The 18346-nt window shown below is 42.1% G+C and carries 13 protein-coding genes and 2 pseudogenes; 3 read left to right on the top strand and 12 right to left on the bottom strand.

Annotated elements, in window-relative coordinates; all coding sequences use genetic code 11:
* Positions 1-53 precede the first annotated feature (53 nt).
* Positions 54-1808 (bottom strand): glycerophosphoryl diester phosphodiesterase membrane domain-containing protein, encoded by a 1755-nt coding sequence (locus JOC28_RS02015; protein ID WP_239548796.1) that lies wholly within the window; start codon positions 1806-1808, stop codon positions 54-56.
* Positions 1809-2025: 217 nt separating this feature from the next.
* Here JOC28_RS02015 and JOC28_RS02010 point away from each other — a divergent pair, with 217 nt between their 5' ends.
* Positions 2026-2478, top strand: coding sequence for a universal stress protein (locus tag JOC28_RS02010; protein WP_205008974.1), 453 nt, complete (start codon positions 2026-2028; stop codon positions 2476-2478).
* Between the two features lie 34 nt (positions 2479-2512).
* Here the strand turns inward: JOC28_RS02010 and JOC28_RS02005 are convergent, their stop codons facing one another.
* Positions 2513-3907: an HAD-IIB family hydrolase gene (locus JOC28_RS02005; protein WP_205008973.1), complete on the bottom strand. Its 1395-nt coding sequence runs from the start codon at positions 3905-3907 to the stop codon at positions 2513-2515.
* A 225-nt stretch (positions 3908-4132) separates the two neighbouring features.
* Here JOC28_RS02005 and JOC28_RS02000 point away from each other — a divergent pair, with 225 nt between their 5' ends.
* A complete protein-coding gene (locus JOC28_RS02000; protein WP_205008972.1) occupies positions 4133-5104 on the top strand; it encodes an asparaginase in 972 nt (323 codons plus the stop codon).
* A gap of 18 nt (positions 5105-5122) precedes the next feature.
* Positions 5123-5269, top strand: coding sequence for a hypothetical protein (locus JOC28_RS01995; RefSeq protein ID WP_205008971.1), 147 nt, complete (start codon positions 5123-5125; stop codon positions 5267-5269).
* Between the two features lie 42 nt (positions 5270-5311).
* Here the strand turns inward: JOC28_RS01995 and JOC28_RS01990 are convergent.
* The 10 genes and pseudogenes from JOC28_RS01990 to manA all read right to left on the bottom strand — a co-directional run bounded on the left by JOC28_RS01990 (position 5312) and on the right by manA (position 18335).
* Positions 5312-6227 (bottom strand): annotated as a pseudogene (locus JOC28_RS01990) (aldo/keto reductase).
* 62 nt (positions 6228-6289) lie between these two features.
* A complete protein-coding gene (locus tag JOC28_RS01985) occupies positions 6290-6508 on the bottom strand; it encodes a helix-turn-helix domain-containing protein (RefSeq protein WP_205008999.1) in 219 nt (72 codons plus the stop codon).
* A gap of 9 nt (positions 6509-6517) precedes the next feature.
* Positions 6518-7024 (bottom strand): DUF2975 domain-containing protein, encoded by a 507-nt coding sequence (locus tag JOC28_RS01980; protein WP_205008970.1) that lies wholly within the window; start codon positions 7022-7024, stop codon positions 6518-6520.
* A gap of 710 nt (positions 7025-7734) precedes the next feature.
* Positions 7735-9750, bottom strand: coding sequence for an ATP-dependent DNA helicase RecG (recG, locus tag JOC28_RS01975; protein WP_205008969.1), 2016 nt, complete (start codon positions 9748-9750; stop codon positions 7735-7737).
* 367 nt (positions 9751-10117) lie between these two features.
* Positions 10118-11224: an alanine racemase gene (gene alr, locus JOC28_RS01970; RefSeq protein WP_205008968.1), complete on the bottom strand. Its 1107-nt coding sequence runs from the start codon at positions 11222-11224 to the stop codon at positions 10118-10120.
* Positions 11225-11276: 52 nt separating this feature from the next.
* A complete protein-coding gene (acpS, locus tag JOC28_RS01965) occupies positions 11277-11636 on the bottom strand; it encodes a holo-ACP synthase (protein ID WP_205008967.1) in 360 nt (119 codons plus the stop codon).
* Between the two features lie 885 nt (positions 11637-12521).
* The gene (locus JOC28_RS01960) at positions 12522-13580 is read right to left on the bottom strand and encodes a 3-deoxy-7-phosphoheptulonate synthase (RefSeq protein WP_205008966.1); all 1059 of its coding nucleotides are present in this window, start codon (positions 13578-13580) and stop codon (positions 12522-12524) included.
* Positions 13580-14620: pseudogene (locus JOC28_RS01955) on the bottom strand (3-deoxy-7-phosphoheptulonate synthase); the annotation flags it as partial. The gene JOC28_RS01960 and the pseudogene JOC28_RS01955, both read right to left, overlap by 1 nt.
* Before the next feature lie 86 nt (positions 14621-14706).
* Positions 14707-17232: a preprotein translocase subunit SecA gene (secA, locus tag JOC28_RS01950; protein ID WP_205008964.1), complete on the bottom strand. Its 2526-nt coding sequence runs from the start codon at positions 17230-17232 to the stop codon at positions 14707-14709.
* A 161-nt stretch (positions 17233-17393) separates the two neighbouring features.
* A complete protein-coding gene (manA, locus tag JOC28_RS01945; protein ID WP_205008963.1) occupies positions 17394-18335 on the bottom strand; it encodes a mannose-6-phosphate isomerase, class I in 942 nt (313 codons plus the stop codon).
* Between the last annotated feature and the right edge of the window lie 11 nt (positions 18336-18346).

Raw genomic sequence — 18346 nt, 5'->3', positions numbered from 1 at the left:
AACTAACTTATCAAGTATTATATACCTAATACTCAGAATTATCAAACTTTCAATTAATTCATCAATCTCAAGAAATAAGAGAGGTAGCTGTTATCTTTTGCCAGGTTTTCCTTTTCTTGTTTGACGAGTTCAGGGTAGTCTGTGATGACACCGTCCACACTGGTCTGGAGGTATTTGTCGATATCACTGGTTGAATTGATAGTCCAGACATAGATTTTCTTGCCCAGCTTATGGGCATGATTGGCTAAGAGTTCATTGTAAGAAAAGTCTTCAATGGCATAGAAATCAACTTTTTTAGTCGTAAAGTCTCCGATTTGGAGAGAAATGGTGTAACCTGTCTGAATTTCTGAATCCAATTCTTCTACTTTTTCAATCGTTTCTAGATTGAGTGACATAGCAAGGTAGTCTGTGCTGACACCCAATTCTTTCATTTTATCCACAAAAAGCTGTTCATAATTTGCTGGTTCACTACCTGTTGGCTTCAGCTCTACGAGGAGTTTGATACCTAGTTCTTTAGCCTTGGCAACATAGGTGTCAAAGGAAACCAGCTGACTCTTATGACCATTTTGACTGATGGTTAAACCGATAACATCGCTGGCATTGGACTCCGAGATGGAAATATCCTTACCAGTTAATCGCTTGAGATTGTTATCATGGCTGACGATAAATTGACCATCCTTAGACAGGATAATATCCATTTCAACATAGTTGGCGCCTTCTTTGGCAGCAGCCTCCATAGCCTCAATGGAGTTTTCCACACCCTTATTCACATCACCTCGGTGGGCTAGGATTTGAATATTTTGGCTGTCCTGACTTGAGATTTGGGTACTATTGTAAAAGAAGCTGACGCCTCCGATGATAAGTAGTAAGCCTAAAAGAGCCCAACCTCTTCGTTTTGTCCTTTCTCTTGAAACCTCAGTTAGCTGCTCTGCCTTATTGCGCCCCAAAACCGTCAACAGATATGAGAGAGAGGCCAGTTTGAAGAAGAGGCTCCCCGCAAAGGTTACTCCCCAAGTGAAAGATAGAAAGAGGGTCTCAATCAGCACATCATTGCTATTGCTATCAAGGAGACTGGCAAGCTCAATCCCAATTCCAGAAAGAATCGAGAGGATAAAAAGAAGAATCACCAGAGTCAATACCAAGCCAATCAGTTTAAAAATCTTCTTGCCCTTGGTCTCACGCCAAGAGTCCATCATACTTTTTCCAAAGCGCTGCCCTTGACCAGTTACTGTCATTGGCAAGGTATAGATAAAGCGAAGATTGATATAGGCTAGCACTGCATAGAGACTATAATAGAGAATCTTCCCTTGATTGCTCTTCATCAATTCACCACTTAGAAACTTAGGAATATAAAGATTTTCCAAAAGGGCTGATGAAAAGAGAAATTGCAGGAAGGGCAGGGTCATAACCAGATAAAGTAAGAAAGCAAAAACATGCCAGCCCGATACCGATTTGAAGAAATCAAAAGTATCCTGCTTGAGACGTCTTATCGTTAAACTCAATCTCGCTTCCTTGTGACGAATCATCTCCACCAAGAGGGAAAATTCAAAATAAACCAGAAAGGCTAGAGCAAAGAGATAGACTAGCAAAACCAATAGCGTTAAGGGATTTGTTAGAAAGCTGGCAAGATTATCAGTCGTGATTCCTGGAAGATCACTACTTATTAGGAGCGCCCTAAAGAGGAGAGACAAGACCAATGGTCCAGCCAAGGTAACAACCAATTGCAAGATGGTTGCCCTAAGAGTATAGGTATAGCGATGACGGTAAAGATCTTTCAAAACCATCTTGACAGTTGTAAGTATAGACATGATAACCTCTCTAAACATTATTTTGACTCCCACAGATCTCAAAGTTACTTCATGTCTATTTTATCAAAAAATTCCAGGAAAATTTTTGTGAAACGCTTTCATTTTCTTTCAAATGAGAGTATAATAAAAGTGTGAATGGGAAGTCACTCAATCATCTTTTAGTCGAAAGAAGAAATCGACTTCTCAAGTCTGTCTTAGATAGAAGGAGGGCATACTTATGTCTCAACAATATGAACGTATCCTAGTCGCTATTGATGGTTCTTATGAATCAGAACTCGCCTTTAACAAGGCAGTCAATGTTGCTCTGAGAAATGGAGCAGAGCTTCTTTTGACCCATGTCATTGATACACGCGCCCTCCAGAGCGTCGCAACATTCGACTCTTATATCTATGAAAAACTAGAACAGGAAGCCAAGGATGTTTTGGCAGACTTTGATAAACAAGCGCGTGAACGTGGACTAGAAAAGGTCCGTCAGGTCATCGAATTCGGTAATCCAAAAACACTCCTTGCCAAGGATATCCCAGACAAGGAAAATGTCGACCTCATCATGGTCGGAGCAACTGGTCTCAATACCTTTGAACGCCTCCTTATCGGTTCTTCATCTGAATACATCATGCGTCACACTAAAGTCGATCTCCTGGTCGTTCGTGATACAGAGAAAGTCTTTTAAAGAAAAACTCGCCTAGCTGAGCTGGGCGAGTTTCTTATTTATCATCTTTTTTACGATTGAGTGATTTTTGAATCTGTCTATCCAATTCCCTCTTGATGGCTGGCTCTGGTGCAAAGCGCTCTTCCCAGTCATCTGGCTTGAGAATCTTATGGGTCACCGGGTCAAAGTGAGCCTTACCATCTGGAAAGATTTTACCCATATTAGCCTCATGAACGGTGTCAAAGAAAGGTTTGGGATCAACACCCATCAGCACAAAGGAACCGTAGGTAAAATAAAGCAGATCCGTAAGTGCATCCACCTGACCAACCAAGGGACTCTCTGGATGTGGCTTAGACTGAACTTTCTGGGCTCCCTTATCCACAGCCTTGTGCAGATTATCAATAGCTTGCGCAAAGACCTGTGGATTTCCCTGACAGGCAGCATAGAGAAATTCGACAATCTCTTCAACCTTAAAGTCTGAACGGTGACCACCTTCAGTAGCCCCATAAACCCGAGGGGTCTCGCAGGTTTCTCCATCCATAAGCTGATGGAAATCCTTGACCTTGTTAAAGTTATCATCACTTGATTTAAAGCTATGTTCTGGTGTCAAATGAACCAAACCATAGTGAGCCAAAGCCTTGGAAATCCCGTCATTGTTATTAGAAGCTGTCGTATAATGAGCAATCTTCTTAACTTCATCCTTGGCATTTCCCATGGCAACACCGACACCAACACCAGACAGCATCTCCATGTCGTTTTCAGAATCGCCAAAGGCCATAACTTCTGACATCTCAAAACCAAATTGCTGACCGACACGGAATATCCCTTGGATCTTAGACTGATTTTTTGAAATCAAGTCAGCTGAGTAAGGACTGGAACGCGTCACCTTGATATGGGGAAACTTATTCTGAATCTTTTCTGTCTCATCTTCTGTTGCGACAAGAACAATTTGGTAAACAGGCTCACGCATAATCGTTTTCAAAGTCTCGATATTTTGAGGTTTGAAGCTCCTGATTAAATGCTTAAAGCTGCGCTCGACAGCCTTAGCCCATTTTTTAGGAACAATAGATGACACCAGCTGACCAAACTTACTAGTACCCATGCCGATAATACCTGAGCCAACAAGACCCGATGAGGTTCCTAGAGAAATCTCACGGCGCTTGTCCCCAGCGTAACGGATGACACGATAGATAGTTGATTTAGGAAGTTGGTTTTGATAAAGAATTTGATCTCGTGTAAAAATATACTGACCATTGTAGGTCACGGCAAAATCAAGTCCTAAATTATCCATAAAAGGTTGGACAAATCCTGGTCCACGACCTGTTGCTACACCAACCAAGATACCTTGTTCTTTCATACTTTGGATAGCCTTTTGTGTGGACTTTTGAACACGCTTGGTGTCACTCAAAAGCGTGCCGTCAATGTCAAAAAATACAGCTTTAATTGCCAATTCGTGTTCGCCTCTTTCCTTTTGTGTTAAAATAGATTATAACATATTTTTAAGACAAACTATAAGAAAAGTCTCCTCTTTGTTATGAGGATGTCTCATTTAAAACAAGCAACAAGCTGCTTTTAAAGGCATTCTCAAGATGATTTTCTGATTTGACTAAATAGTGCAATCATTAAAACAGAGGTCAGTCTTTTTTTCTGTCTAATATTTCTTAAAGGTAATACCATGAATACACACAAAAAAATTCTTGTCCTCCACACTGGAGGAACTATTTCTATGACAGCTGACGAAGGTGGCAATGTCCGTCCTAATCAGGATAATCCTATGAATCATGTCGGCATTGATCTTGATAACCTGGAGCTGACTGTTCTTGATTTTCTCAATATTCCTAGTCCTCACATCACTGTTCAGCACATGCTGGCTATTTATCAAAAAATCAAGGAGACTGCTGGGCAATTTGACGGGGTCGTTATCACTCATGGGACTGATACTCTGGAAGAGACAGCCTATTTTTTGGATACCATGGCTGTGCCAGAAATTCCTATCGTCCTGACTGGTGCTATGCGTTCCTCTAACGAGCTCGGCAGTGATGGGGTTTACAACTACCTGTCTGCTCTGCGTGTTGCCAGCCATGACAAGGCTGCTGACAAGGGTGTTCTGGTTGTGATGAATGATGAGATTCACGCCGCCAAGTACGTTACCAAGACTCACACGACCAACGTATCGACCTTCCAAACGCCTACTCACGGACCTCTAGGTATTATCATGAAGCACGAGATTCTCTTCTTCAAGACTGCAGAACCCCGTGTCCGTTTCGACCTTGATCAGATTTCAGGGACTATTCCTATTGTCAAAGCTTACGCAGGTATGGGAGGCGAGGGGATTATTTCCTTCCTCGGTCCTCATAATGTTGAGGGAGTTGTTATCGAGGCGCTGGGTGCTGGAAATATGCCTCCACGCGCTAGTCAGGAAATCGCTGATCTTATGAAGCAAGGGGTGCCAGTTGTTCTGGTCTCACGTTGTTTCAACGGAATCGCAGAGCCTGTCTATGCCTATGAGGGCGGTGGTGTCAAACTCCAAGAGGCTGGTGTTATGTTCGTCAAGGAACTCAATGCTCAGAAGGCAAGACTGAAACTCCTCATCGCCCTCAATGCAGGACTCAAAGGTCAGGAACTTATTGATTATATCCAAGGCTAAGACCAAAAGGAGACTAACATGGAACTATCTATCTCAGTAGAGAATAAATCTAAACCATCATCTTTCAACTATCGACTTCAGGTCCCTGATAAGATTATTATTTCTAGCGTAGCCATTTTTACCCTAGGTCTATTAGCTAAAAGCTATCTCAAAAATAAAGACTAAAAAAATATCTCCAAAAGCAAGACTTTTGGAGATATTTTTCTTTTAAGGGAGACTGTTACCAGCACTGGTATAAATGGCATACCAGTCCTTGCGACTGAGCTCAATCTTATCAGCCTCTGCTATTTTTAAAAGACGCTCAGGATTCATGGTGCCGACAATGGTCTGCATCTTGGCAGGATGACGCATAATCCAAGCGATGATAATAGCTTCGCTAGAAACCTGATAGTGTTCAGCCAGCTCATTGATTTTTGCTGTTAGAAGCGTAGTCAGGGTGCCCCATGAAAATTCCCTTACTGAGGTCAATTTGAAAAGGAGACCAAGCCTGCAGAGTAATCTTCTTAAGACGACAATAGTCAATGGTAGACCCATCACGATCAATAGCCGCAGCATTACGCATATTAACATTAAGCCCAGCATCAATCATAGGCGTGTGGGCAGGTGATAACTGCACCTGATTAACAAGTAGATCCTGATTCAGATAATGGCTGAGCAGCTCTATCTGCTGTGGATTCTGGTTGCTTACACCGAAGTGACGAACCTTGCCTTCTCTTTCTAGTTGGTCAAAGGCTTCCGCTACTTCTTCAGGCTCCATCAGTGCATCTGGACGATGAAGAACTAGAACATCAAGATAGTCTGTCCTCAAGCGTCTGAGACTTCCTTCAACAGAAGAGATGATATGCTCTTTTGAAAAATCAAAGTAGCCCTTACGAATCCCACATTTTGATTGCAGTAACATCTTATCACGACTGATTCTAGCTGACTGAATAGCCTGCCCAAATGTCTCCTCAGAAAGCCCAGCACCATAGATATCTGCATGGTCGAAAAAATCAATCCCCAAGTCCAGTGCCGTCTCAATCATCCTGAGACTTTTAGCCTTATCAAGCTCTGCCATTCTCATACAACCCAAAACCAAGCGTGACGCTTCCAACTGACTTTGACCTAATTTAAGACGCTCCATATCAAGTCCTCATTTCACTAATGTGACTCTATTATAGCAGTTTTTGAAAACCTTTTCAGACTTTAACCCTCTTGCTCGTCATCATCCCGATATTCCAAAATATCACCAGGTTGACAGCCTAGCTCACGACAAATTGCCTCCAAGGTTGAAAAGCGAATAGCCTTAGCCTTACCTGTTTTCAAGACAGAAAGATTGGCCGGTGTAATGCCGATACGCTCAGCCAATTCCCCTGACCGCATCTTCTTCTTGGCCAGCTCCACATCTAAATTAACGATAATCATCATGCCTCCTTAGATTGTAAATTCATTCTCTTCAGCGATTGCAACTGCCTTTTCCAAAACTTTAGCAATAACCCAAACCAAAAGGGAAGCGAAAAGGTAACCTGTATTTAGAATGAATATTCCCCCTGCTCCAAATAGGAGCCCAGAACCTAGAAATGAAAGTAAGAAGAGATACAGGCTTGTTTTCTTAGCTAATCTAACATTATCCCAAGTAAAAATAGCATCTTCAATAACATTTCTCAAGAAAGCTCGAATCATTCGAAGAAGTAAAAGCAAGAGAAACGTCTGCAAACATGCTGCTAGAAAAAATACCATTCCTAAAAGACCTAAATTTGTATTTTGAACAGAAGCACCCAGGTCTGTGACAAATTTATTAAAACTATCCATCCCCGTAACTGAGATTAGAAGAAGGACAATAGCTCCAATAATCTCCGTTACCAATGCAAGAATATTAATATAATAACAGACATTGACAAATGTTAAAATCCATTTCATTTTTTTAGTATCATTTTTCATCTTCTTTCTCCTTTTCAAGCAATCAAACAGCAACAAGATAAGCGAGCTCTTTATCTTAATCGAAAACGATTTTTCCTTTTTAGATATTTAATTATCGTTTTTCGATATATTTAGTATAACATTATTTTCTGTTTTTACAAGTATTTTTTATTGTTTTTCGATAAAAAATATTTCTAGCAAGAAAAAGAGAGTGGGACAAAAATCGGTAATTCCAAAGGAATTCGATTTTATCGTCCCACCTCCGCACAGTTGAGTAGGGCTGTAAGAGTTGATTTATCAACGAATTAGAGACCACTCACCCCCTGCGCCTTACAAACTAGATTATAAAAAAATAAGAAGGCTAGGACTTTTGTCCCAGCCTTCTATCATATTGCCAAGGTCTTACAGCTTGTGGAGTTAAATAGTTCCTGCCTTGGGCTTATGTCTTGTGTCGTTTTTTTTAGGAGTTTTTATGTTTTAGGAGATTATTGAGCTTAAAGCTCTTGAGAGAAAAAGAATATTTAGGAGTTAATAATTTCTATTTTATGTTTTAGATTTTACCATAAGACTGTGGTGTCTTAGCTGTATCATCATAGGTTTTCTTGTAAGTTACTGTTACGGTTACTGTCATAGGAATACCTCTTTTCTAGATGACTTGTGTCATCTTTGATGATTATAGTATAGTTTCCAAACCTTAAAGCAAGCTTGCAGAAAACTTGAGAAAATCTTAATCAGTCAAAATTTCCTTTTTCTGCTAAATTAGCAAGAATGACTTGCCAGCGACTGTCTTCTTTCCAGTTTTTATCAGCTACAATCTGTCCTGCGACTTTTCTTGCTTCCTCCAAGATAGCATAGTCTTCAATGAGGTCTGCTGCTTTAAACTCTGGAATACCTGACTGCCTTGTTCCAAAAATCTCACCTGAACCACGCATCTTCAAATCTTCCTCAGCAAGGACAAATCCATCTGTCGTATCCACCATGGCAGTCATGCGTTTTTTCCCAGTTTCATTTTTAGGATTGGCAACCAAAATAGCGTAGGATTGCTTATCTCCACGACCAACTCGACCGCGCAGCTGATGAAGCTGACTGAGCCCAAAACGGTCCGCATCCATAATAACCATGACTGTAGCATTAGGTACATTGACCCCAACCTCGATAACGGTCGTTGATACTAAAATCTGCGATTTCCGCTTTTTGAAATCCTGCATGATGGCATCTTTTTCATCATTTTTCATGCGACCGTGCATGAGGGCGACTGTGGCAGAATCACCGAAATAATCTACTAACTCCTGATGCAGAGCGACAGCATTTTTCAAATCCATAGCCTCAGACTCCTCAATCAAAGGGGAAATGAAGTAAACCTGCGAATCCTTAGCCAGTTCGCCCTTAATCCAGTTGAGGACCGTATCCAGCTGCTGGTGCTTGACCCAACGCGTGATAATAGGCTTACGACCTGCAGGCATCTGGTCGATGATAGACACATCCATCTCACCAAAAGCCGTGATAGCAAGGGTTCTGGGAATAGGCGTTGCTGTCATCATAAGAACGTCAGGGTTATTGCCTTTCTCTCTAAAGACGCGGCGCTGATTGACACCAAAGCGGTGCTGCTCGTCTGTAATAACCAAGCCTAGATTGTGATAGCTAACAGCATCTTGAATAAGAGAGTGGGTCCCTACAATCATATCCACCGAGCCATCAGCGATACCTGTCATGGCTGCTCGCTTAACCGCAGCCTTCATACCAGAGGTCAAAAGCGCAACATTGAGGTCAGGGAAAAGCTCCGTCAAACTCTGAAAATGCTGCTCAGCCAAAATCTCAGTTGGCACCATTAGCGCCGATTGCAGACCAGCTGTATAGGCAGCATACATGGCAAGACTGGCGATAACCGTCTTACCAGACCCAACATCCCCCTGCAAAAGGCGATTCATGTGAGAACCTGACGCCATATCCGCTAAAATCTCGTCCAGACTCCTCCTTTGAGCATCTGTTAGGGGAAATGGCAGAGCAGAGACCTTGTCTTCTAGCTTTTCTCTATCATAGGAAATGATCAAACCATTGCTTTCAGATTTATTTTCAGCCTTTAGAGCTTGCAAGTTCATTTGAAAATAGAAAAGTTCTTCAAACTTAACCCGTCTCAAAGCCTGCTTATAGACAGCTAAATCTCTTGGAAAATGCATAGCTGCAACCGCTTCTTGTCTTGTCATCAGACGGTATTTGTCCATCAATTCCTGTGGAAGGCTCTCTCTTAATTCTGATAGGAGACCTGAGTCAAAGGCAGCCTTGATAGCCTTAACCAGCGCAGCCTGGGAGATGCCCTGAGCCACATGATAGACTGGCTGCATATCATCTTCTACCTGAGCCAAGACCTTCATGCCAGTAAGAGCTGACTTGGCAGCCTCCCATTTTCCAAAAACAGCCAACTCACTACCCAGTTCAATCTTATCAGCTAAATAGGGTTGATTAAAAAAGCTGACCGCAATCACAGCCTCGCCCTGCTTGATTTTAAAAGAAAGACGATTACGCTTAAAGCCATAGTACTGAACATTGGCAGGAGTCACCACAGTCCCTGTCATCACAGCCTTCTCACCGTCCATAAGCTCAAAGACCGACTTAGACTTAAAATCCTCATAACGAAAAGGAAAATACAAAAAGAGATCTTCGATAGTAAAAAGACCTAGCTTAGCAAATTTTTCAGCAGACTTGGGACCAAAACCCTTCAAAGCCGCAATTGGATCCTGTAATTTCATAAAACTATTATAACAAAAAAGTAGAGAATGGCTCCACTCTCTACTTTGGTTGATTTATTTCTATTGTTGTCCTTTTTATATTTTGTTGCTTTTCTTAAGTAGTGCGGGGCGGAAGCGACCGACTTCGTCGTTCCATTCCTTCTTAGCGAGCCTAGGGTCTCACTAACCCCTAGTGCTAGAACCTTTCGGTTCTAGCACTTTCACTTCGGCGAAAAGCAACGGATGAAGCTCGCTTCGCTCGCCCATAGCAGACGCTTCTAAAATTACCCTTCCATGCTCATACGGTAGAATCCTTATACTGCCCTGGCGATTTGTCAATCACTTATCTGCGTTAGGTTTAACAACAACAGAAACTGTTCTTATTTACTTATTCCCCATACTGTCTCGGTATGCGGTCGCTGAGAAGACAGAGCACCTCGTAGTTGATGGTTCCACGATAGCTGGCAACATCAGTCGCTGATATGCTGGCAGCTCCGCTATTGCCAATCAAAACCACTGGAGTACCCAAGGGATAAGCCTTAGGCAGGCGAATGGTAATCTGGTCCATAGACACGCGCCCCACGATAGGGCAGAGCTGTCCCTCAACCAAGACTGAAAAGCCCTGCATATCACGGGTCCAACCGTCCGCATAGCCGATAGGCAGAGTCCCTATGATCTGCTCCTCCTGACTAGTATAAGTGGCTCCATAACCCACATCTTGCCCTGCCTCCAGCTTTTTGACGTGGACAAGGGCTGATTCTAATTGCAGAGCAGGCTTGAGGGGATAGGGAAGCGCAAGCTCAGTTCCACTAGGATTAAGACCATAGCAGACGATACCCAATCGCACTGCATTAAAAATAGTTTGGCTATGCCAGAGACTGGTTGCCGAATTGCTGGCGTGCACCAAGGCAGGAACCTGCTCCAAACCAGCTAGAAAGTCCTTAAAGAAGGCTAGTTGCTGATTAAATTTGCCATCATCTGCCTCATCTGCTGTAGCAAAATGCGTAAAAATCCCATCAATCTCAACACCTGCATCTCTAAGAAGACGCATGGCTTGATTCGTCTCATCAAGATTTCTAAAGCCTATACGCCCCATACCTGAGTCAACCTTGATGTGGACATGCAATTTTTTAAAAGCAATAGTTTCCTTCAAAGCAGCATGAACCCAGTCCAGACTGGCTACTGCTATGGTCAAATCATTAGCAATCACCAAATCCAATTCCTCTGGCATAACAACTCCCAGAATCAAAATTTCTTTGGTAATGCCATGTTGACGCAGCTCCAAAGCCTCATCCACATTGGACACACAAAAACCCGCCACTAAATCAACAACACGCTTAGCAACCTCAACTGCACCATGACCGTAGGCATTAGCCTTAACCACTGCATAGGTCTTTTTATCAGCTGGAATATGAGCCTTGACAGCTTCAATATTAGCAGTGATAGCCTCCAAATCAATCTTGGCAACCGTTGGTCTATGTAAACTTGAAATCATAATTACCTCCAAAGCTCAGCCATTTTCATAACATAAAACCATCAAAGAATGTCTACCCCTTATCATCGTCCAGGATAACACTCGCCTGTACTAAATTACCACTATGAGAGATAGAAATCAAGCACCTGCCGACAAAGGGACTCTTGGCGATATAAGGCGCACCCTTGTCATCCTTTAGAATCTCAATATCCTGAAAGGTCAGCTTGCCGATCCCAGTCCCCATAGCCTTGGAAAAGGCTTCCTTACCAGCCCAACGACCTGCTAAGAAGGTCATCTGGCGCTGACCTGTATAAGATTCAAAAAGCTCAAATTCCCGCTCAGTCAAAACACGTTTGGCAAAGCGTGGATGCTTGTCGTAGGCTTTCTTGATAGCAGAAATCTCCTGCAAATCAATCCCATGACCAACAATCATAAATAAATCCTTTCTTAATGAAATGATACAAAGGGCGTGAAAAAGCGTATGAAAATAGGAAATCTGACGAAGACGTCCAGCGTCTAGGAGGATTTATACCTAAAAGTAGCCGTATCTGTAAGTAATTAAAATTACAGATACGTCTCTTTTTCACTAGCTTTTTAGTCCGTGTTCGAATCGCATGATACAGTGGGCGTTAAGCGGACACAGTCAAAATAGGGAACTTGACGAAGACGCAAAGTGTCTAGGAAATGTTCATCTTTTTGACACCGTCCGTAGCCCGCGTTCAAATCCAATGATACAAAGCCCGCAGAACACACAGCGAAAATATACGATAATTCCGAAATCTTTGATTTCGTAGACGCACCCACGTCAGGGGGCTGGGAAAAAACTCCTAGCCCTCTTTCTTTTTTAGTCTGATTTGCAAGACGCAGTGGTTGGGAGCCTTTCTTGCTGGCTTTGCCAGCTTAGAAAGTCCCCTGCACAATTCATTAGGTGCTTTAGCACCAATGAACCACTGCTGAGTGGAGTTGATGGAAAGCTACGCTTTCTTTATTTCCCACCTTCAACAGTTCACTGAACTGTTGAAACTGTGCGGAGGTGGGAGTGAAATAGTCTGGGGATAGACTGTTTCAGGTTAGCAACTTAAAAGAAAGACTTGCTGACAAAATCGAATTCCTTCGGAATTACCGATTTTTGTCCCACTCTCTACGACGCAAAGAACGACAAGTCGTCAAGACTTTAGACAATCTATCTTTTTCACATAGCGTTTAGGCTGTGTGAAAATAAGATGATACAAAGGGTGTTAAACTGACACCACTCGTGCCTATGTTCGGTTTCGTTCATTTAAAAAGAGGTCGCAGTCTGCCACCTCTTTTTATTCATTTATTTTTTCAACAATTCTTCGAATGAATCGTAGCTGAGTGTTGCGTGAATTTCACGAATCATTTTCTCAGTCTTATCCCAACCAAGACATGGGTCTGTAATTGATTTACCGAAGACTTCAGGATTATCCTGACGTCCGTCTTCAAGATATGATTCAATCATGAAACCACGAACATACTGTTTGATTTTTTCATTCCAATCACGGTTGATGAGTGTCTGACGAACGATACGAATTTGGTCTAGGTATTGTTTACCAGAATTGTCATGGTTAGTGTCCACAACGATAAATGGGTTAGCAAGACCTAGTTTTTCATACTTATCGATAGCCTTAATCAAATTATCATAGTAGTAATTTGGAACATTTTCGCCATGCTCATTTGTTGCACCACGCAAGATAACGTGAGCAAGTGGATTTCCATCCGTTTCAACCTCTGCATTGTTGTAAATGAAGTTTTGTCCATTTTGTGCAGCGTAGAGACCGTTAAACATGACATTAAGATTACCAGACGTTGGATTTTTCATACCGGTTGGCACGTCGATACCTGAGGCAACAAAGCGGTGCTCTTGATCCTCAACGGAACGTGCTCCGATAGCGTGGTAAGATACCAAATCATCAACCAAACCAAGGTTTGATGGATAGAGCATCTCATCAGCAGTTGTCAATCCTGTCTCAGTGATAACACGGTAGTGCAAGTTACGAACTGCGGCGATACCATTGATAAGGTCAGGTAATTTTGAAGTATCAGGTTGGTGGATAAGCCCTTTATAACCGTCACCGTTGGTACGTGGTTTCGCAGTGTAAACACGCATAACCATGAAAATCTTGTCTTTAACTTCTTCTTGAAGAGCAGCCAAACGGCGAGCATACTCAAGAACAGCTTCTTCATTATCTGATGAACATGGACCAATCACAAGGAGAAGACGCTCATCGTCACCCTTAATAATATTGGCAAGCTCGATATCACGCGCTTCCTTGCGTGCTAAGAAGTCACCTTCCAACTTTGAAAGTGCCTTAACTTGAGCTACATCAATGGTAGCACTCTTTTGATGAATTCCCATTATTTATCACCTAATGTGTTGTAAATTTCACGAACAAGTTGTTCTGTATTATCCCAACCAAGACATGGGTCTGTGATTGATTTACCGTAGATTTCTGGTTTATCTTGACGACCGTCTTCAAGGTAAGACTCAATCATGAAACCACGAACGTATTTGCGGATGCTTTCATTCCAGTCACGGTTGATAAGTGTTTGACGAACGATACGAACTTGTTCAAGGTATTGTTTACCTGAGTTATCGTGGTTAGTGTCAATCATGATGAATGGATTTTCAAGTCCCATTTTTTCATACTGAGCGATAGTTTCCAAAACATTATCGTAGTAGTAGTTTGGAATGTTTTTGCCGTACTCATTAACCGCACCACGCAAGATAGCGTGAGCAAGTGGGTTACCTGATGTATTGACTTCTTCACCATTGAAAAGGAAGTTTTGTTTGTTTTGTGCAGCATAGATACCGTTGAACATGATGTTCAAGTTACCTGATGTTGGGTTTTTCATACCAGTTGGTACATCGATACCTGAAGCAACGAAACGGTGCTGTTGGTCCTCAACTGAGCGAGCACCGATAGCGATGTATGATACCAAGTCATCTACCAATGGAAGATTTTCTGGGTAGAGCATTTCATCAGCAGTTGTGATACCTGTTTCAGTGATAACACGGTAGTGAAGGTTACGAACTGCCTTGATACCATTGATCAAGTTTGGCTCACCTTCAGCATCTGGTTGGTGAACAAGACCCTTGTAGCCGTCACCGTTAGTACGAGGTTTAGCAGTGTAGACACGCATAACCATGAAGACACGGTCTTTAACCTCTTCTTGCAATTTAGCAAGACGGTTAGCGTAATCAAGCACAGCTTCTTCATTATCAGAAGAACATGGACCGATGACAAGGAGGACACGGTCGTCTTCTCCTCGCATGATAGCAGCAAGCTCTTGGTCACGAGCTTCTTTTTTAGCTAAAGCTTCGCCTGTCAATTTTGACAATTCACGAAGTTCTTCAACATTGATTTTTTCACTTGCGGGTGTAAATGACATATTTTTCTCCTCATTATTGTTTGAAAATTTAAATTGTTTTCATTATATCATGTTTTACAAATAATTTTCAACAATTTTTCAGAATATTCTGCTTATAGGTGTTTGCCGTGGCAGTTTTTGAATTTTTTACCTGATCCACATGGACAAGCATCGTTACGACCAACGTTAGAAAAATCAAGTTTTTCAGCAACTTCTTCCTGACCAGGAGTCTGTGCAGCAATATTTTGAGTTGCTGTCGTACGAACTTGCTCTGGTGATTTTTCACGTTCTTGTTGGTGAATTTGAGCTTTCATCATGGTACGTGTCACTTCAAATTCAATTGATGACACCATATCGTTAAACATACGGAAAGCTTCGCTTTGGTATTCAACGATTGGGTTATTCTGAGCGTAACCACGAAGTCCAACAGCTTGACGCAATTGATCAAGCGAGTCGATATGGTCAGTCCAGTGATTATCAACAACCATCAAAATCAAAACTTTTTGGAATTCGATGACAGCATCTTCATTTGGAAGTTTTGAAATTTGGTTGTGGTAAACCTTCATTGCACGTTCAAGAAGCTCATCTTTAATTTCATCAAAGCTAAGATCTTCCAAATCAGACAAGCTAATGCTATCTTCTGCAACAAGGTTGTTACGAGCAAAGGTCAAGATTCCTTCAAGAGCCTCATCGTAGTCAGAACGGCTGTGGTTATCTACAACACGGTCAATTGTACGCTCGATCATTGCTGAAATTTCTGGCTCAAGATCACGAATGGCAGTAATTACTTCGTAGCGGTTTGCATAGATGATTTCACGTTGTTCACGCATAACATCATCGTACTGGAGAACCTGTTTACGAGTATCGTAGTTATTACCTTCGACACGTTTTTGGGCAGATTCGACCTGGCTTGTAAACATACGAGACTTGATAACGATATCTTCGTCACCACTCAAGCGGTCCAAGAAGACCTTGATACGGTCAGAACCGAAGCGACGCATCAAATCATCCTCAAGTGAGAGGTAGAATTGTGATTCACCTGGGTCACCTTGACGACCTGCACGACCACGGAGCTGATTATCGATACGACGACTTTCGTGACGCTCTGTACCGATAACACAGAGACCACCAAGATCAAGAACACCAGCACCAAGTTTAATATCGGTACCACGACCAGCCATATTGGTTGCAATAGTAACGGCACCACGCTGACCTGCATTCATGATGATTTGTGCTTCTTTAGCGTGGTTTTTGGCATTAAGCACTTCGTGAGGCACACCTTCTGCTACCAATTGTTTAGAAATATAGTCAGATGTTTCAACCGCAACAGTACCAACCAAGACTGGTTGTCCTTTTTCATGACGTTCTTTGATATCTTTCACAACAGCACGGAATTTAGCTTCCAAGGTTGGGTAAAGAAGGTCAGAGTGGTCAATACGTTGAACAGGACGGTTAGTTGGAATTGGAATAATGCGCATGTTGTAGATTTCGCGGAATTCCTCTTCCTCAGTTTTACCAGTACCAGTCATACCTGCCAATTTTTTGTACATACGGAACATGTTTTGGTAGGTGATTGAGGCAGATGTTTTTGATTCATCCTGAATTGGCACATCTTCTTTGGCTTCGATGGCTTGGTGAAGACCGTCAGAGAAACGGCGTCCTTCCATGGTACGACCTGTAAATTGGTCAACGATGAGGATTTCTTTTTTCTCTGAAACCACGTAGTCAATATCAAGAAGCATGATATAGTTAGCGCGGAGCGCATTATCAATATAGTGAGTCAGTGCAACATTTTCAATATCGTAAAGGTTGTTGAGGTTAAAGAATTCCTCAGCCTTATCGATACCTGAATCCAAAAGACCGATAGTCTTAGTTGGCACATCAATAGCGTAGTCGTCACGATCCAAAGTTTTAACGAAACGGTCAGCACGATAGTAAAGCTGACTTGTTTCAGAGCTAACTGGACCTGATACGATCAATGGTGTACGAGCTTCGTCAATCAAAACTGAGTCAACCTCATCGACCAAGGCAAAGTTAAGCGGACGCTGAACCATGTCTTCACGACGACGAACCATGTTATCACGAAGATAGTCAAAACCAATCTCAGAGTTGGTTGAATAAGTGATATCACAGTTATAAGCTTCGCGTTTTTCAAGCGTTGATTTTGACGCAAGGTTGATACCTACTGACAAACCAAGCCAGCTGTAAAGTTCACCCATCTCAGTCGCATCACGTTCTGAAAGGTATTCATTGACGGTGATAACGTGTACCCCTTCGCCAGCAAGGGCATTAAGGTAAACTGGCATGGTAGCGGTCAAGGTTTTACCCTCACCAGTACGCATCTCAGGAACGTCACCGTGGTGAAGAACGATCCCCCCCATGATTTGAACACGGTATGGGAACAAGCCGAGAACACGTTTAGCCCCTTCACGAACTACCGCGAAAGCCTCAGGAAGTAGATCATCCAATGTCTCTCCAAATTGGTATCTATCCTTAAACTCTTCTGTCTTAGCTTGAAGCTGAGCGTCTGAAAGATCAGCCATCTCATCAGCATAAGCTTCAACTTTTTTTGCAATCTTTTCTAGTTTTTTAATTTCGCCTTTATCATTCTCGATGATTGTGCGTAAAATATTTGCCATCTTAATTCCTTTCGATAGTCTTATCGCTCCATTCTACCATATTTTAAGCATTTTTTCAATATGATAAGGTCTGATATAGACTCACTTTAAGGGAAAAGCCGAGCTAGAAACAAGAAGCTTTCCAGTCGGCTTTAACTTTTTATCTTTTTACTTTTTAACTACTACTGAATGTGACTAGCAATCATCTCTAACTGACCGTCAAATTCCCAATTTTCCATGCAATTTGGCAAGATAAAATGATCACCTTTCTTAATCGAAAAGATACGATTATCAACTGTCAAATGACCCTTACCATCAATTACAGAGACCAGAAGATAAGGGGCTGTGCGTTTCATCTTGACTGGTGCAGATACCTGCCACTTATAAACAGTAAAAAAGGGATTTGAAACCAGAAGAGTTGAGGTCAAACCTGATACTCTAAGGCTCGCTGGATAGGAGTTTTGCGGTTGACCATAAGTCAAAACATCCAAGGACTGTGGAATGTGGAGCTCACGCAGATTCCCTTCATCATCACGACGGTCAAAATCATAGACACGGTAGGTTGTATCGCTTGATTGCTGAGTCTCAAGAATCAAGATACCACCTCCGATAGCATGCATAGTCCCACTCGGAACATAGAAAAAATCTCCAGCCTTAACAGGAATTTTAGTTAGCAGATCATCCCATTTTCCCTCATCAATCATTCGAGCTAATTCTTCACGATTCTTAGCCTTGTGACCATAGATGATCTCTGCTCCTTCATCAGCAGCTAAGACATACCAGCACTCTGTCTTACCAAGTTCACCTTCATGTTCCATAGCATAGCTATCATCAGGATGAACCTGTACACTAAGCCAGTCATTAGCATCCAAAATCTTAGTCAAAAGTGGAAAAACATCATCTTCAGGATTGCCAAAAAGTTCCTTGTGTTCACGGTAGAGTTGATCCAAACCAAGCCCCTTAAAGGGACCGTTCTTGACTGTCGAGACACCATTTGGATGGGCTGAGATTGCCCAGTACTCACCTGTCTTATCTGATGGAATGTCATAGCCAAACTCTTCTGCAAGTTTGCGACCTCCCCAGATCTTTTCGTTCATTTGGGAACTTAAAAATAATGGTTCCATATCAACTTTTC

Origin of the sequence: Streptococcus loxodontisalivarius, from assembly GCF_016908645.1 — a bacterium.
GTDB classification, from domain to species: Bacteria; Bacillota; Bacilli; order Lactobacillales; family Streptococcaceae; genus Streptococcus; species Streptococcus loxodontisalivarius.
The sequence above is the reverse complement of the archived record's forward strand: the minus strand, read 5'-3'. Positions and strand labels throughout refer to the sequence as shown.

Coding starts and splice junctions, on each gene's coding strand:
- JOC28_RS02015 (WP_239548796.1), bottom strand. CDS start 1,808: ATGTCTATACTTACAACTGTCAAGATGGTTTTGAAAGATCTTTACCGT.
- JOC28_RS02010 (WP_205008974.1), top strand. CDS start 2,026: ATGTCTCAACAATATGAACGTATCCTAGTCGCTATTGATGGTTCTTAT.
- JOC28_RS02000 (WP_205008972.1), top strand. CDS start 4,133: ATGAATACACACAAAAAAATTCTTGTCCTCCACACTGGAGGAACTATT.
- JOC28_RS01995 (WP_205008971.1), top strand. CDS start 5,123: ATGGAACTATCTATCTCAGTAGAGAATAAATCTAAACCATCATCTTTC.
- JOC28_RS01985 (WP_205008999.1), bottom strand. CDS start 6,508: ATGATTATCGTTAATTTAGATGTGGAGCTGGCCAAGAAGAAGATGCGG.
- JOC28_RS01980 (WP_205008970.1), bottom strand. CDS start 7,024: ATGAAAAATGATACTAAAAAAATGAAATGGATTTTAACATTTGTCAAT.
- recG (WP_205008969.1), bottom strand. CDS start 9,750: ATGAAATTACAGGATCCAATTGCGGCTTTGAAGGGTTTTGGTCCCAAG.
- alr (WP_205008968.1), bottom strand. CDS start 11,224: ATGATTTCAAGTTTACATAGACCAACGGTTGCCAAGATTGATTTGGAG.
- acpS (WP_205008967.1), bottom strand. CDS start 11,636: ATGATTGTTGGTCATGGGATTGATTTGCAGGAGATTTCTGCTATCAAG.
- JOC28_RS01960 (WP_205008966.1), bottom strand. CDS start 13,580: ATGGGAATTCATCAAAAGAGTGCTACCATTGATGTAGCTCAAGTTAAG.
- secA (WP_205008964.1), bottom strand. CDS start 17,232: ATGGCAAATATTTTACGCACAATCATCGAGAATGATAAAGGCGAAATT.
- manA (WP_205008963.1), bottom strand. CDS start 18,335: ATGGAACCATTATTTTTAAGTTCCCAAATGAACGAAAAGATCTGGGGA.